The 14,896-nt window shown below is 64.1% G+C and carries 12 protein-coding genes and 1 pseudogene; 9 read left to right on the top strand and 4 right to left on the bottom strand.

Annotated elements, in window-relative coordinates; all coding sequences use genetic code 11:
- Positions 1–10: 10 nt before the first annotated feature.
- The 3 genes from B0G62_RS16770 (at position 11) to B0G62_RS16760 (ending at position 3,116) form a co-directional block, all read left to right on the top strand.
- The gene (locus B0G62_RS16770; RefSeq protein WP_103705335.1) at positions 11–310 is read left to right on the top strand and encodes an ArsR/SmtB family transcription factor; all 300 of its coding nucleotides are present in this window, start codon (positions 11–13) and stop codon (positions 308–310) included.
- Positions 311–330: 20 nt separating this feature from the next.
- On the top strand, positions 331–1,683 hold the full coding sequence (locus B0G62_RS16765; RefSeq protein ID WP_103705334.1) for a pyridoxal phosphate-dependent decarboxylase family protein: 1,353 nt from the start codon (positions 331–333) through the stop codon (positions 1,681–1,683).
- A gap of 254 nt (positions 1,684–1,937) precedes the next feature.
- Positions 1,938–3,116 carry a porin gene (locus B0G62_RS16760; protein ID WP_103705436.1) on the top strand — a complete coding sequence of 393 codons (1,179 nt, stop codon included), beginning with the start codon at positions 1,938–1,940 and terminating at the stop codon, positions 3,114–3,116.
- Between the two features lie 13 nt (positions 3,117–3,129).
- Here B0G62_RS16760 and B0G62_RS16755 read toward each other — a convergent pair whose 3' ends face one another.
- Positions 3,130–4,029, bottom strand: coding sequence for a LysR substrate-binding domain-containing protein (locus B0G62_RS16755; protein ID WP_103705333.1), 900 nt, complete (start codon positions 4,027–4,029; stop codon positions 3,130–3,132).
- Positions 4,030–4,237: 208 nt separating this feature from the next.
- On the opposite strand from B0G62_RS16755, the gene B0G62_RS16750 reads away from it, so the two are divergent.
- The 3 genes from B0G62_RS16750 to B0G62_RS16740 are packed head-to-tail and all read left to right on the top strand — an operon-like array spanning position 4,238 to position 7,240.
- Positions 4,238–5,413 (top strand): branched-chain amino acid ABC transporter substrate-binding protein, encoded by a 1,176-nt coding sequence (locus B0G62_RS16750; RefSeq protein WP_103705332.1) that lies wholly within the window; start codon positions 4,238–4,240, stop codon positions 5,411–5,413.
- A gap of 17 nt (positions 5,414–5,430) precedes the next feature.
- Complete coding sequence (locus tag B0G62_RS16745; protein WP_103705331.1) at positions 5,431–5,982, top strand: L-2-amino-thiazoline-4-carboxylic acid hydrolase; 552 nt, start codon at positions 5,431–5,433, stop codon at positions 5,980–5,982.
- Positions 5,975–7,240, top strand: coding sequence for a Zn-dependent hydrolase (locus tag B0G62_RS16740; RefSeq protein WP_103705330.1), 1,266 nt, complete (start codon positions 5,975–5,977; stop codon positions 7,238–7,240). Before B0G62_RS16745 ends, B0G62_RS16740 begins: the two co-directional genes overlap by 8 nt.
- Here the strand turns inward: B0G62_RS16740 and B0G62_RS32230 are convergent.
- Positions 7,215–7,466 (bottom strand): annotated as a pseudogene (locus B0G62_RS32230) (2Fe-2S iron-sulfur cluster-binding protein); the annotation flags it as partial. The gene B0G62_RS16740 and the pseudogene B0G62_RS32230 overlap by 26 nt on opposite strands.
- 399 nt (positions 7,467–7,865) lie before the next feature.
- Between B0G62_RS32230 and B0G62_RS16730 the strand changes: the two are divergent.
- Genes B0G62_RS16730 through B0G62_RS16720 form a run of 3 tightly spaced genes read left to right on the top strand, consistent with a single transcriptional unit; the run spans position 7,866 to position 12,845 of the window.
- Positions 7,866–9,185 (top strand): MFS transporter, encoded by a 1,320-nt coding sequence (locus B0G62_RS16730; protein ID WP_103705329.1) that lies wholly within the window; start codon positions 7,866–7,868, stop codon positions 9,183–9,185.
- A gap of 16 nt (positions 9,186–9,201) precedes the next feature.
- Complete coding sequence (locus tag B0G62_RS16725; RefSeq protein WP_103705328.1) at positions 9,202–10,398, top strand: porin; 1,197 nt, start codon at positions 9,202–9,204, stop codon at positions 10,396–10,398.
- A 32-nt stretch (positions 10,399–10,430) separates the two neighbouring features.
- Positions 10,431–12,845, top strand: coding sequence for a glycoside hydrolase family 31 protein (locus B0G62_RS16720; RefSeq protein WP_103705327.1), 2,415 nt, complete (start codon positions 10,431–10,433; stop codon positions 12,843–12,845).
- An 8-nt stretch (positions 12,846–12,853) separates the two neighbouring features.
- Here B0G62_RS16720 and B0G62_RS16715 read toward each other — a convergent pair whose 3' ends face one another.
- On the bottom strand, positions 12,854–13,348 hold the full coding sequence (locus B0G62_RS16715; RefSeq protein ID WP_103705326.1) for a molybdopterin-dependent oxidoreductase: 495 nt from the start codon (positions 13,346–13,348) through the stop codon (positions 12,854–12,856).
- Positions 13,349–13,503: 155 nt separating this feature from the next.
- Positions 13,504–14,829, bottom strand: a complete 1,326-nt coding sequence (locus tag B0G62_RS16710) for a replication-associated recombination protein A (protein WP_103705325.1) — start codon at positions 14,827–14,829, stop codon at positions 13,504–13,506.
- Between the last annotated feature and the right edge of the window lie 67 nt (positions 14,830–14,896).

Here is a 14,896-nt window from a genome sequence, read left to right as displayed (position 1 = left end):
GATCGTATCGATGGATGACATCAGCCGCATCAGCGCGCTCGCCAATGAAAGCCGCCTTGCCATCATGCGCTGGCTGAAGGCGCCGCGCCGCCATTTCCCGGTGCAGCCGCACGGCGACATCGACGAACTGGGCGTGTGCTGCACCTTCATCACGGACAAGCTCGGCATTGCACCCGCGACGACCACGCGCCACATGCGCATCCTCGCCGATGCGGGTCTCGTGCGCGCCACGCGGGTCGGCAAGTTCACTTACTACAAACGTATCGACGCGGAGCTAAAAAAACTCAGCCGCGAACTTTCACAACTCTGAGCCAACGCAAAAGGTCCAGCATGGATGAACTCGCATTACTCGGGGACGCCGATCAGCGCGCCCATCGTTATCTGGCCACGGTTGCCCAGCGCCGCGTGTTTCCCGACGCCGGCGCGCTGGCCGGTCTCGCGGCGTTCGACGAACCGCTGCCCGACGAGGGCGCGGCGCCGTCCGACACGCTGCGCCTGCTGGACGAAGCCGGCTCGCCCGCCACCGCTGTTTCAAATGGCCCGAACTACTACGGCTTCGTCATCGGCGCCGCGCTGCCGGCTGCGGCCGCCGCCGAACGTCTGATGCTGGCGTGGGACCAGTGCGCTTCCACTTTCGATAATTCGCCGGCCGCCGCGACCATCGAGCGCATCGCCGGTCGCTGGGTGGTCGAGGCGCTGGACTTGCCGCGCGAGAGCGCCGTGGGCTTCGGCACCAGCGCGACGGCCTGCACGCTCGTGGCGATTGCCGCCGCGCGTCGCGCGCTGCTCGCGCGCAAGGGCTGGGACTTCGACAGCGACGGATTGACCGGTGCGCCAGAAGTCAAGGTCGTGATCTCCGAACTCGCGCATATCACGGTCAAAAAGGCGCTGCGCGTGCTCGGCTTCGGCCTGAAACGTTTGATTGTCGCGCCGGTAGATAGTTGTGGGCGCATCGATCTGGCACGTTTGCCCGCGCTCGACGACATGACGATTCTTTGCGTGCAGGCGGGCGAAGTGAATACCGGTGAATTCGATCCGTTCGCCGCGCTGATTCCGCGCGCGAAGGCGGCGGGTGCGTGGGTTCACGTGGATGGCGCATTCGGCCTGTGGGCGCGCGCATCGGCGAAATCGGCCTTGACCGATGGCGTTGAACAGGCGGACAGTTGGACCGCCGACGCGCACAAGTGGCTCAACACCCCCTATGACGGCGCGATGACGATCTGTCGCGACGCCGCTGCGCTGGCTGCAGCGATGAACGCCGATGCCGTGTATTCGATGGCGTCGCTCGATGCGCAGAAGAATCTGAACCTGGAGTTTTCGCGACGCCCGCGCGGCCTGCCTGTTTGGGCTGCGTTGCGCAGCCTGGGCCGCACCGGCGTGGCCGCGATGGTGGAACGGCATTGTGCGCTGGCGGCGCGTATCGGCGAAGGGCTACGGGAGGCGGGCTACGAAGTGCTCAACCGTGTCGTGCTCAATCAGGTGCTTGTGCGTGCGCAGAGCGATGCGCAAACCGTCGCGATTCGTGAAGCGGCGCAGGCCTCCGGCGAGGTGTGGTTCGGTGCAACGCTCTGGCAGGGGCGGCCCGCCTTTCGCATCAGTGTTTCGTCGTGGCGCACGCAAGAAACGCATGTGGAGCGGCTTATCGCACTGCTGGCGGCGTTGCGGGAGCGGCATTCGGGTTGATCCGATTTCCCATCACGACGTTTTAAAAGACCAGGCCCGGCCGCGCCGGGCCTTTCCCTTCCCGCGCGATTAGCTCTGTTTCAGGAAAGGTACTTTCGCGCGCGTCGTCTTAATTCTCTTGCCGCCTGCGCTGACAATCGCGATCTTGCGTGCGCACGGCCGTGCGCGCCCCGCCTTTACCAACAACAAAACGGGTATGCGGTGCATCGCGTGGTGTCTGCGCGCCGCCCGAACGCCTGCAAGACCAGCACATGATGAACAGGAAAGTCCTCTCCACCTGCGCCGCGGGCCTCTGCGGTCTGAGCGCGGGTGTCGCTCACGCTCAGAGCAGCGTCACCCTCTATGGTCTTATCGATACTTCGATATCCTATGTAAGCAACCAGCGCACCAATGACGCCGGTTCGTCCGGCAGCGGCAATGTGTCGATGACTAGCGGCAATCTCAGCGCGTCGCGCTGGGGGCTGCGCGGCAGCGAGGATCTGGGCGGCGGCGCGTCGGCTATTTTCATGCTCGAAAACGGTTTCTCGTCGGTCAACGGCAAGACCAGCAACGGCGGCAATCTGTTTGGCCGTCAAGCCTACGTGGGCTTGCGCGCGAACGGCTACGGCACGTTCACGATGGGCCGCCAGTACGATTTCATCCTCACCTTCGTCACGCCGCTGGGCGCGGCGGGTTCGGGCTGGGGCGGCAATCTGGCGATGCATCCCTACGACAACGACGATTCGATCCAGAACATCCGCATCAACAACGCCGTGCGCTACACGAGCGAAACGTATCGCGGCTTCACGGCGGGCGCGATGTATGGTTTCTCGAACACGCCAGGCAGCTTCGGCAATAACGCTGCGTACAGCGCGGGCCTCTCGTACGCGAACGGCCCGCTCAAGGCCGGCGCCGCCTTCCTCAAGATCAATCGCGATGGCCACGTCGCCAATCCGGACGGCGCGGTGAGCACGACCGATGGCTCCGCGACCATCACTGGCGGCGATCAACTGATTGTGGCCGTGGGCGCGCGCTATGCGTTTGGCCCGCATTCGGTGGGCGTGAGCTGGACCCATTCGGCCACGGATGATGTCACAGGCGTGTATCAGGGCGGCAAGATCGCGTCGCTCAAGGGCAATACGCTGATCTTCGATAATTACTCGATCGATGGCCGCTACGCCGTCACGCCGTCGCTGTATGTGTCGGCGGCCTATACCTATACGCAGGCGCGCTTCGATGCGGGCGCGGGTTCCGCGCGGCCCAAGTGGAACCAGGTCGTCGCGCAGGTCGACAAGCAGGTCACGCCGCGCACGGACCTCTATCTGGAAGGCGTGTATCAGAGCGTGAGCGGCGGGCGCAATGTCGCCGCATTCGACGCGTCCGTCTACACGCTCACGCCGTCGTCGAACAGCAATCAGGTGGTGGTGGCGCTGGGCATGCGGCATCGCTTCTGATTGACGCGTTTTCTCAGGCGCCTTTCGCCGACTCCAGCAGCCATTGCGCGAGCCGCTGCGCGCCGTCCGGCATTTCCGCGTCGGCGCGCCAGCACAGGTAGTAGTGGCGCCCGTCGTCCAGTTCGTGATCGAACAGCTTGCGCAACGCCCCCGAGGCCAGTTCGCGTGAGATCAACGGCGCGCGCAGCAAGGCCGCGCCCAGATCGGCCATGGCGGCGCTCAAGGTCAACTGGCCGTCCTCGAAAAGCGGGCCTTCGGTGCGCGTGACGTGACGCACGCCCGCGCTTTGCAGCCAGTTCGCCCAGGTGCTGCGGTCCTCGTCATGCACGAGCGGCACGCCCGCGAGATCGGCGGGCTTGCGCAGCGGACCGTAGCGGCGCTCGAAGCGCGGCGTGCACACGGGCACCATCGCGCCCGAAAGCAGCGGCGTGCTCGTGTAGCCGACCCAGTCGCCGGTGCCGAAGCGGATCGAAAGATCGGCGGCGTCGCTGCGGTAATTGCGGTGATTCGCGTAGAGCACCGTTACGTCCACGTCGTCGTTGGTCGCAAGAAAGTCGTGCAGGCGCGGAATGAACCAGCCGATGCCGAACAGCGGAATCAGACTGACCGTGATCTGGCGGCGAGAGGAGCGCTCGCGCACGAAGCCCGTCGCGCTGCGTAGCACCGAAAACGCCGCGCTGATCGAGCGGTAGTAATCGCGCCCCTCGTCGGTGAGCACCAGCGAGCGGCCGTTGCGAACGGTCAGCGGCGTTTGCACGAACGATTCGAGCAATTGCAATTGATGGCTCACCGCCGAGGGCGTGATTTCCAGCTCGCGCGCGGCCGCGACTACCGAGCCATGCCGCGCGAAGGCCTCGAAGGCGCGCACCGCGCGCAAGGGCGGATCGTCGGCGATATGCTGAATTTTATTCATGTATCGAATTATATCGAACGGCGCGCGGTCGGATGAAAATGCTATTTAAGTCGATAAATCAATTATTTATCGACTATCGTGGCACATGGGAATAATGATCGAACTAAAGATAATTTAGGCGGTTTGGCATCAAACCGTAATCTTTTTCATTATTCAAGGGCGGCGCGCCACGCGCCTTCCCGGTCCCCCATCGCACGCGTACTCACACATGAAAAAGACAACCCTGCTTTTGCCGATCGCCGCGCTGTCTGCGACCCTTTTCGCCACCCTCTTCGCGGGCGTCGCCCAAGCTCAGGATGAACAGGTCGTCCTGATTGGCCTGGCCGCGCCGCTCACCGGCGGTTCCGCGCGCATCGGCAAGGATCTGGAGAATGGCGCGCAGCTCGCCATCGACGATGCCAACGCAAAACATCCGGTCATCGCCGGCAAGCCCGTGCTCTACAAGCTGGCGAGCGCCGACGATCAATCGGACCCGCGCACCGCAGTGACGGTCGCGCAGCAACTCGTCGATCGTCATGTGATCGGCGTGGTGGGGCACTGGAATACCGGTTGCAGCGTGCCGGCCGCGCGCGTCTATCACGACGCGGGCATTGCGCAGATCGCGCCGGCCTCGACGGGGCATCAATACACGCTGCAAGGCTTCGACACATCGTTTCGCATCATGGGTCACGACGATGACGGCGGCGCTTACACGGGCGCCTATGCCGTGAAGACGCTCAAGGCGCAGCGCATCGTGGTGATCGACGATCAGACCGCGTTTGGCGCGGGACTGGCGAACCAGTTCATCAAGGGCGTGCAGGCCAATGGCGGCACGGTGATCGATCATCAATACGTGACCGACAAGACGATCGATTTCAGCGGCGTGCTCACCGAAATCAAGAGCAAGCGGCCCGATCTGGTTTTCCTCGGCGGCATCGATGTGGAGGCTGCGCCGCTCGTGCGCCGCATGCGCCAGTTGCACATCCAGGCGCCCCTGCTGGGCGCGGGCGGTTTCGTCAGCCAGACTTTCCTCAAGCTCGCCGGGCCTGCAGGTGAGAGCGTGACGGCGCTCGAACCGGGCCGTCCGCTCCAGCGCATGCCGGGCGGCCCCGCGTTCGACGCCCAGTACCGCGCGCGCTGGCACGCGCCCATCGAACTGCATGCGCCGTTTGCCTACGATGCGGCTGCAACCATCATTGCCGCCACGCAGCAGGCCAATTCGACCGATCCGAAAAAGATCGTCGCAACGCTGCACGCGATCCGCCGCGACGGCGTGACGGGCACTATCGCGTTCGATGCGCAGGGCAACCTCAAGGACCCCGCGTACACGATCTATCAGGTTCGAGGCGGAACGTGGGCCGTGGTGGACGTGCTGGGCGGCGGTGCGAAAGCCGCGGCGCACTGAAGATCGAGGAGTCGACCATGACACAGCAAGACGATCAGCATCCCGAACAAAATGAAGGCGTGAATGGCGTGACGCTTGGCATTCTGGAGCGCCGCCGCATCGAGGCCGAAATCATCAAGCCGATCTACGAAATTCTCAAGCGCGACTTCGGCGCGGATCGCGCCCAGGCCGTGATCGCCGAGGCCGTGCGCGGCGCGGCCGTCGATGCGGGCCGCGAGTTTGCGGCCCGCGAGCCCAATGGCACGAGCATCGCCTCGTTCGTGGCGCTCCAGGTGCTTTGGGAAAAGGACGATGCGCTCGACGTCGAGACGCTGCGCGCCGACGCCGATGCTTACGACTACAACGTCCATCGCTGCAGTTACTCCGAGATGTATCACGCGATGGGGCTGGGGGAAATCGGCCATCTGCTGAGCTGTGCGCGCGACAGCGAATTCATCGCGGGCTACGATCCGCGCATCGAACTCACGCGTACCAGCACGATCATGCAGGGCGGCAAGCGCTGCGATTTCCGCTATCGGATGCGCGATGCGCAAACCGTCGAAGATCGCGCGGGGAAAGCGCATGGCTGAACACAACCTCACGAATATCGCGGCGTTGCGCGTGAATGGCACGCGCCTGTGGGATTCGCTCGAACGCATGGCACAGATCGGCGCGACGGAAAAAGGCGGTGTCTGCCGTCTCGCGCTAACCGACCTCGATCGCGAAGGGCGCGATCTGTTCGTGCAATGGGCGCGCGAAGCGGGTTGCACGATCCGCGTCGATCGCATGGGCAACATTTTTGCGCGGCGTGCGGGCCGCAATCCGGACGCCGCGCCGGTCTTGACCGGCTCGCATGCCGATACGCAACCCACGGGTGGGCGCTACGACGGCATCTATGGCGTGCTGGGCGGTCTCGAAGTCGTGCGCGCGCTCAACGACGCGGGCATTGAGACCGAGCGCCCGCTCGAAGTGGTGATCTGGACCAACGAGGAAGGCTCGCGCTTCGCGCCGGCGATGATCGCCTCGGGCGTCTACGCGGGCGTGTATCCACTCGAATACGGGCTGTCGCGCTCCGACGCATCGGGCACGACGATCGGCGAGGCGCTCGCCCACATCGGCTATGCAGGCGACGAGCCGGTGGGCGGCACGCCGGTCCACGCGGCCTACGAACTGCATATCGAGCAGGGCGCGATTCTGGAGCGCAGCGGCAAGACGATCGGCATCGTCACGGCGGGACAGGGGCAGCGCTGGTACGAAATCGAACTCGAAGGCGTGGATGCGCACGCGGGCACGACGCCGATGGACCTGCGCCGCGACGCGCTGGCAGGCGCGGCGCGCATGATTGTGTTCGTGGAGGCGCTGGGACGCAGTCATGCACCGCATGGGCGCGCGACGGTCGGCATGATCGAAGCGAAGCCGAATTCGCGGAATACCGTGCCGGGCCACTGCTTTTTCACGGTGGAATTTCGTCATCCGGAGTCCGAAGTATTGGCGCAGATGGATGCGCAGCTTCGTGCCGAGCTGGCGCGCGTGGCGCAGGAAGCGCAACTCGCCCACAAGATCGAGCAGATTTTCAATTATGCGCCCGTGCCGTTCGCGCCCGAATGCATTGAGGCGGTGCGTCGCGCCGCGAACGAACTTGGCTTGTCCCATGCCGAAATCGTCTCGGGCGCGGGTCACGATGCCTGTTATCTCGCGCGCGTTGCGCCCACCGGCATGATCTTCGTTCCCTGCGTCGATGGACTCAGCCACAACGAAGGCGAAGCGATCACGCCCGAATGGGCCGAAGCAGGCGCGAACGTGCTGCTGCACGCGATGCTGGCTAGCAGTCTGGCGATCCCGGGTTAAAGATCGAGCACGAGCAGCAGGGCAGGAATGGATTGCCGGCTGCTTTTTTTCATCGGTTAGATAAGTGTCGCGATGATCGGATTGACCCTCGATCACGCGCATGAGACAGGTGCCGCACACACCTTGCGCGCCGGAGGTCAGCACCTCCGCGCATGAACCCACGCGGCCCGCAGAAATATAAATGGCTGCCAGCGGGCGCATTCGCCTGCATGGCCGCGATATCGAAACACGGCGCGCGTTTTTCTCTCATGCATGAGCGGCGCCTGGCAACGGGCGCCGTTTTCTTGGCGCCACATCTGCAACTAACCGCCAATCCCGGTCGATCTCATTGAACGCCGTTCCACGGCGCACCCTGTTGCTCACGGGCATCCCGGACGGGAAGTCGAGATATTTGCATTTTCTAAAGATGTCTGACGTCGTACTTATCTCGACGCTTAGCTGTTTTCGCTTCTGTTCGTTTTGTGCTCTATTTCCTATTGACTGCGTTCGAAAGCGAACATAGCATCGGTTTCGCGTCGAATGCGCCAAGCGATGCTTAGCGCATTCACGCGAAAGAAGTCGTTGCTTCTCCCAAGTAAGTTATACGACAACGTAACAGATCAAAACAAAGAAGGAGACAAGCGGTATGGAGGCAGTCTCGCAAGGCATCAAAGGATTGCGCTGGTGGATCATCGCGCTGGTCTGCATCGGCACGATCATGAATTACCTCACGCGCAACTCGCTTGGCGTGCTCGCGCCCGCGCTCAAGGGCGAACTCAACATGTCCACGCAGCAGTATTCGTACGTGGTGGGCGCGTTCCAGGTGGGCTATACGATCATGCAGCCGGTGTGCGGCATCATCGTCGATCTGATCGGGCTGCGGCTCGGTTTTGCGCTGTTCGCGGTGCTCTGGTCCGCGACCGGCGTGCTGCACGGATTCGCCACGGGCTGGACCTCGCTTGGCATGATGCGCGGGCTGCTCGGGGTGTTCGAGGCGGCGGCTATTCCGTCGGGCATGAAGGCGGTGGCCGAATGGTTTCCCGACCGCCAGAAGTCCGTCGCCGTGGGCTATTTCAATGCGGGCACCTCGCTGGGCGCCTTGCTCGCGCCGCCGCTGGTGGTATTTCTCTCGCTGCGCTATGGCTGGCAGTCTGCGTTTGTGGCGACGGGCGCACTCGGTTTCGTCTGGGCCGCCGTCTGGTACGTGCTCTATCGCTCGCCGGCGCAGCATCCGCGCATTTCAGCGCAGGAATTGAATCTGATCGAAAGCGGTCAGGCGCGTGTCGCGCCGGTGAGCCGCCGCCCGGTGCTCGATATTCTCGGCTCGCGGCGTTTCTGGGCGATTGCACTGCCGCGCTTTTTCGCGGAACCCGCCTGGCAGACCTTCAGTTTCTGGATTCCGCTGTATCTCGCCACCGAGCGTCACATGGATCTCAAGCAGATCGCGCTATTCGCGTGGCTGCCGTTCCTCGCGGCGGACATGGGCGGCATTCTCGGCGGCTATCTCTCCCCCTTCCTCATGCGCTATTTCCGCATGCCCTTGCTGTGGTCGCGCGTCGCGGGGGTGGTGCTCGGCGCGTTCATGATGATCGGTCCCGCGTGTATCGGCCTCGTTGCGTCGCCGTATACGGCGATCGCGCTGTTTTGCCTCGGCGGCTTTGCGCATCAGATGTTGTCCACGCTCGTCAACACGCTCTCCGCCGATGTTTTCGATCCCGACGAAGTCGCCACGGCCAGCGGCTTTGGCGGCATGGCGGCGTGGATCGGGGGCTTGAGCTTTTCGCTGGTGGTGGGCGCGCTGGCCGACAAAGTGGGCTTCGGGCCGCTGTTTGCGTGCCTGGGCGCATTCGATCTGATCGGCGCTGGCTTGCTGATTCTGCTCATACGCGGACAGACAAGAGAGGCGCGCGGTGCGTTGCCGGTTTCGAGCCATGCTGCCCGATATGCATCGGACTCCATAAAATAAAGGCGATCCACTAAAGATGAAAAATTCACACTTCTCGTATCGTACGTACCGCGGCAAGGCCCTCAAAACGTTGCTCGTTGCAGGTGCATCCATAGGCGCATTCGGCGCGCACGCGCAATCGAGCGTCACGCTCTACGGCGTGCTCGATGATTCGATCGCCTACGTCAACAACCAGAAGGGCCATTCCAACGTATATCTGCGCCAGGGGAATCTGTACGCGTCCAAATTCGGCTTCAAGGGTGCGGAGGATCTGGGCGGCGGCACGAGCGCGATTTTCGACCTGCAGGCAGGCTTCGATCCGAACAATGGCACGGCGTCGTCGGCGGGGCTGCTGTTCAATCGTCAGGCTTACGTAGGTTTGCAAAACAGGCGATGGGGCACGCTCACGATGGGCCGACAGTACACGCCGTACTTCCTGCTGGTCGGGCCGCTCGCTTCCAGCACGTATCTGACCGGCGCAACGGGCGCTCATCCTGGCGATATCGACAGTCTGGATACGACAGTGCGCATCAACAATTCGGTCACGTGGACGTCGCCCACCTGGCAGGGTTTTAGCGCGAGCGCGCTTTATGGCCTGAGCGGCATTCCGGGCAGCGTCGGTGCGGGGCAGACCTGGAGTGGGGCGGTGCGTTACGCGATCGGCGGCGTCAATCTCGCTGCGGGCTTTCTGCGGATGAACAACACCGGTCGCACTGCCGGTTTCGATGCGGGCGCGACCGGGTCGTTCGCGACATCGGCGCTTAATGCGGGCTATCTGTCGGCGCGCGCGGTGCAGAACGCGGCGGTCGCCGGGACGTGGACAACGGGCGCCCTGACGCTCGGCCTCACCTATACCAACGTCGAATATCTGTCCGGCAGCTATTCGGCGTTCCGCGATACCGCAGTGTTCAACACTTACGCGGCGCTCGCGTCCTGGCGTTTCACGCCCGCGTTCGATGTGGCCGCTGGCTACGCGTGGACGCTCGCCTCCAGGGCCAACGGCGTCGCGAGCGCCGCTCGCTATCAGCAGGTCTCGCTCAAGCAGGCATATCACCTGTCCAAGCGTACGACGCTTTACGCTTTGCAGGCATGGCAGCACGCGAGCGGGCAGACGCTCGGCTCGAACGGCGCCATCGTCGATGCCGTGCCGGACGTAGGGGATTCGCAGAATTCGTCGCCTTCGTCCACGCGCTCGCAATTCGTCGGGATGCTCGGCATCGCGACGGTATTCTGAAAAACTATCAAGCAATCCCAAGGAATCGCCAGATGGCATCGCTACTGAATCGCCCATTTTTCCGGCCGGTTGACGAAGCGCGCAACCGCCTGATGCTGCAAAGCGCGCAAGGCGCGACTCTCGAAGTCTTCGTGCTGGAAGAGGACATCGTGCGGGTGCGCGTGCTGCCCGACGGCAAGCCGCACGGCCCGCGCACCTGGGCGATTGCGCCCGGCATGGACGATGTGCCGCTCGAAGGCCGCGACCGGCTCGATCTTTCGGGCTTTGCGCGGCCGCGCTACGTCAGTGAGATTACGCCCGACTGCATGCGCGTGAGCACATCTAAAATCCGCTTGACGGTCAGGCTTGACGGCGGTTTCTGTTCGTGGGAAATCAATCAGGATGGAGAATGGTATGTGGCGATGGAGGATCGTCCCACGCAGGCCTATAACTTCGGCTGGTGGGACGAGCGCGTCTATCACTACGTGCGCCGCCTGCCTGGCGAGATGTACCTTGGGCTGGGCGAGCGCGCGGGCGCGCTCGATCGCGCCAATCAGTCGTTTCGCATGACCAATGTCGACGCGATGGGCTATAGCGCCAAAAGCACGGACCCGCTGTACAAACACATTCCGTTCTACCTGACGTGGCGCGCACAGACGCAAACGGGTTTTGGCCTCTTCTACGACACGCTCGCCGACTGCACCTTCGACATGGGCCGCGAACTGGACAACTATCACGGCCACTATCGTCATTTCGTGGCCGATCACGGCGATCTCGACTATTACTTCATCGCGTCGGCGGGCACGCCGCTCGATGCGGTGCGCCGATTCACGTGGATGACGGGACGCCCCGCGCTGATGCCGAAATGGGGCCTCGGCTATTCCGGCTCGACGATGACGTACACCGACGCGCCCAACGCCCAGGCGCGCATGAACGAGTTCACGGATCGCTGCGCCGAACACGACATCCTGTGCGATTCGTTTCATCTCTCGTCGGGCTACACGTCGATCGACGCAAAGCGTTATGTGTTCAACTGGAATCGCGAGAAGTTTCCCGACGTCGAAGGCTTCGTCAATCGCTATCTGGAGCACGGTGTCAAGCTGTGCGCCAACATCAAGCCGTGTCTGCTGCGTGATCATCCCGAGTTCGAGCACGCGCAGCGCGAAGGTCTGCTGATTCGCGCCGCCGATGGCGAGCCTGCCTGGGTGCAGTTCTGGGACGAAGTAGGCGCGTACCTGGACTTCACCAATCCCGCGACGGTGACGTGGTGGAAGGCGCGCGTGACTGATGCGCTGCTGCGCTACGGGATCGCCTCGACCTGGAACGACAACAACGAATTCGAAATCTGGACGCCGGACGCGTTCGCGCACGGCTTCGGCAAAGCGTTTCCGGCGCGCGAGGCGAAGGTGCTCCAGACCTTGCTGATGATGCGTGCCTCGCGCGATGCGCAACGCGCCTATGCGCCCGACAAGCGGCCCTTCCTGGTGTCGCGCTCGGGCTGTGTCGGCATGCATCGCTACGTGCAGACGTGGTCGGGCGACAACGCCACCTCGTGGGAGACATTGCGCTACAACCTCAAGATGGGGCTGGGGCTGGCGCTCTCAGGCGTCTCGAACATCGGCCACGATATCGGCGGCTTCGCGGGGCCCGCGCCGGAGCCGGAACTGTTTATCCGCTGGGTGCAGTTCGGCGTGTTCATGCCGCGTTTCAGCATTCATTCGTGGAATGACGACGGCACGGTCAACGAGCCATGGATGTACCCCGAACTCACGCCGCGCATCGCGCGCCTGGTGAAGCTGCGCTATCGGCTGATGCCGTACCTCTATCAGTTGCTGCACGATTCCAGCGCGCGTTATGAGCCGGTGCTGCGTCCTGCTTTCGCGGAGTTTCCGGCGGACCCGCAGTGCTATGCCGAATGCGACGACATGATGCTGGGCGCGTCGCTGCTGGTCGCGCCGGTCGTGGAGCCGGGCCGGCGCGATCGGCAGGTGTATCTGCCGGCGGGTGCGCGCTGGTTCGACTACTGGAGCGGCGAGGCCTTCGACGGCGGCCAGACCGTGACGCTGCCCGCACCGTGGGACGCGCCGGTCATGCTGATCCGCGAAGGCGGCGTGATCGCGCTCAACGTCGCGCAGCAGCATTTCGGCCAGCGCGCCGATCGCCGCGCGTTCATCGTCGCGCCGATGGCGGGTGAAGGCAGCGTGAGCGCGCAGTACGTCGAGGACGATGGTGAGACCCTCGCGTGGCGCGAAGGGGCTTGCGGCACATGGCGCATTGCCGTGCAGGGCGGCCTGGAATCGCTTTCGATGACGGTCGATCGGGACGGCGACAAGACGTTCCTGGCCACCACGATCGAACTGCATCTCCCGGCTCACGAATCGCGTCCGATCGTGCTGGGCGCGGGCCGCATCGTCGCAGATACGCGCGACGGCGGCTGGCGCACGCTGACGGTCGATCTGGGCGACTGAGGCGCGCTTTAGATCGTCATTGCGCGCACGTCGATGCGCGCAAGCCGCTTGACGTGGCGCGGTGCGGGCACGAGGTCCGCGCCCGAAAACAGCACGGGTGCGCCGTCGGCTTCGGTCAGCGGCTTGCCGCCACATTCGTAGACGACAATCGCCTGCGCGCCGACGGACGTGTTGAACAACTCGTGCCACGTGAAGGGCACCGCGTAGCCGTCATGGCCGATCGCGAGAAAGATCATCCGTTTGAATTCGCCGTGAACCTCGCAACGCAGCCCGGCATGTTCGATCAGATCGGTGAGCCGGACGCCGCGATACGGCTCGACGGAGCGGATGAAACGCTGCGTCGTGTAGCAGCGCAAGTCGAAGGGCGCGCAGGTCACCGAGGGGAAAGCGCGCAGCGCGTCAAGCGTGAGCGACTGCGGACGCAGCAGGCGGCCCGTCAGCAGCAGCGCGGTTGCCTGCCCGGTCGGGGCGATCTCAGGAGCGGTGGTCTGCGCGATATCCATCGTCGGGTCTCGGGGCCGTAGCGGCCAGTCAGTGGATCGAGAAACGGAGCGTTATGATCGCATGTATATTACGCACGGCGCGAACGATTCTTCAATGCGCCGTGCTGCATGGGCGTTATGTCGATGCGGTTATTTGAGGGGTGGGGTCGGAACGCTCAATCTTCCTCCCACGCCTCGTCGTCCAGCCCCCGCAACCCGTCCAGCCTTTCAGCAAGTCGCGCTTCCATGCCGCGCGGCACGGGCTGATACCAATGCGGCTGCGTCACGCCATCGGGAAAATAGCGCTGTCCGGCCGCAAGCCCGTGCGGTTCGTCATGGGGATTTCGATACCCGGCGCCTTGCCCGCCCGCGAGCGCCAAAGCCTGCGCCGCCACGCTCAAATGCGCCGGCACCGGCCGCGCCCCGTCTTGCGCGACAAATCCACGCGCGTGCATGAGCGCGACCCCGCCCGCATTGCTCTTCGCCGCGCAGGCCAGCAACAGCACGGCTTGTGCGAGCGCCAGATCGCCTTCCTCGCCGCCGAGCATCTCGCTTGCCTTCACGGCATCGCTCGCGTAGCGCAGCGCGCGCGGATCGGCGAGGCCGATATCGTCCCAACCGATCGCGATGATGCGCCGCGCGAGATAGCTGCGCTTCACGCCGCCGTCCAGCATGCGCGTGAGCCAATAGAGCGCGGCATCGGGGTTCGAACCGCGCACGGATTTGTGCAGCGCCGAGATCTGGTCGTAGAACTGCTCGCCGCCCTTGTCGAAACGCCGTGCGCCGCGCGTGAGCAGGCCTGAGACGAAGGCTTCGTCGATACTGCGCGTGCCCGTCGCCGTCGCCAGTGTGCGGATCTGTTCGAGCAGGTTGAGCAGCCGGCGCGCGTCGCCATCGGCGTAATCCAGCAGCGCGTTCACCGCGCCCGCGTCGAAGTCTAGATCCACCAGCGCCCGCTCGCGCGCGCGTTCGAATAACTGGCGCAATTCGCGCGCATCGAGCGGATGGAGCACATGCACGCGCACGCGCGCGAGCAGGGCGCGGCTCACTTCGAAGCTCGGGTTTTCCGTGGTCGCGCCGATCAGGATCACCTGTTCCGCGCGCACGAAGGGCAGCAGGGCGTCCTGCTGGCTGGCGTTGAGGCGATGGATTTCGTCGATGAACAGAATGGTGCGGCGGCCCGTGCGCGCGAGACGTTCCTGCACGCCATCAAGCGTGGCGCGGATCGCCTTGATGCCATCGAGCACGGCTGAAAGCGCGACGAATTCGCCGTCGAACGCCTGTGCGGCGAGACGCCCGAGCGTGGTCTTGCCGACGCCTGGCGGCCCCCACAGAATCATCGAATGCGCCTCGCCCGCCGCGAACGCGCGTTGCAGTGGTTTGCCCGCGCCGAGCAGATGCGCTTGCCCGATGACATCGGCGAAAGTCGCGGGGCGCAGGGATTCCGCGAGCGGCACACGTGGCTGGAGCGGCTGCGCCTGCGATGCGAACAAATCGGCCATGAAGCGCGAACCTCTCCCGTACCCTGAAGCGCCATGCGGAGCCGGGATTATGCCGCGAGTTCCACCG

The organism is Paraburkholderia eburnea (assembly GCF_002917095.1).
Classification (GTDB): domain Bacteria; phylum Pseudomonadota; class Gammaproteobacteria; order Burkholderiales; family Burkholderiaceae; genus Paraburkholderia; species Paraburkholderia eburnea.
Note: the sequence above shows the minus strand (reverse complement) of the source record. Positions and strands in the feature narration are given on the sequence as shown.

What these genes read in the sequence shown, in the direction of transcription:
- B0G62_RS16720 (WP_103705327.1), top strand. Translation starts at nt 10,431, where the DNA reads ATGGCATCGCTACTGAATCGCCCATTTTTCCGGCCGGTTGACGAAGCG.
- B0G62_RS16745 (WP_103705331.1), top strand. Translation starts at nt 5,431, where the DNA reads ATGACACAGCAAGACGATCAGCATCCCGAACAAAATGAAGGCGTGAAT.
- B0G62_RS16765 (WP_103705334.1), top strand. Translation starts at nt 331, where the DNA reads ATGGATGAACTCGCATTACTCGGGGACGCCGATCAGCGCGCCCATCGT.
- B0G62_RS16730 (WP_103705329.1), top strand. Translation starts at nt 7,866, where the DNA reads ATGGAGGCAGTCTCGCAAGGCATCAAAGGATTGCGCTGGTGGATCATC.
- B0G62_RS16740 (WP_103705330.1), top strand. Translation starts at nt 5,975, where the DNA reads ATGGCTGAACACAACCTCACGAATATCGCGGCGTTGCGCGTGAATGGC.
- B0G62_RS16770 (WP_103705335.1), top strand. Translation starts at nt 11, where the DNA reads ATGGATGACATCAGCCGCATCAGCGCGCTCGCCAATGAAAGCCGCCTT.
- B0G62_RS16715 (WP_103705326.1), bottom strand. Translation starts at nt 13,348, where the DNA reads ATGGATATCGCGCAGACCACCGCTCCTGAGATCGCCCCGACCGGGCAG.
- B0G62_RS16750 (WP_103705332.1), top strand. Translation starts at nt 4,238, where the DNA reads ATGAAAAAGACAACCCTGCTTTTGCCGATCGCCGCGCTGTCTGCGACC.
- B0G62_RS16760 (WP_103705436.1), top strand. Translation starts at nt 1,938, where the DNA reads ATGAACAGGAAAGTCCTCTCCACCTGCGCCGCGGGCCTCTGCGGTCTG.
- B0G62_RS16755 (WP_103705333.1), bottom strand. Translation starts at nt 4,029, where the DNA reads ATGAATAAAATTCAGCATATCGCCGACGATCCGCCCTTGCGCGCGGTG.
- B0G62_RS16710 (WP_103705325.1), bottom strand. Translation starts at nt 14,829, where the DNA reads ATGGCCGATTTGTTCGCATCGCAGGCGCAGCCGCTCCAGCCACGTGTG.
- B0G62_RS16725 (WP_103705328.1), top strand. Translation starts at nt 9,202, where the DNA reads ATGAAAAATTCACACTTCTCGTATCGTACGTACCGCGGCAAGGCCCTC.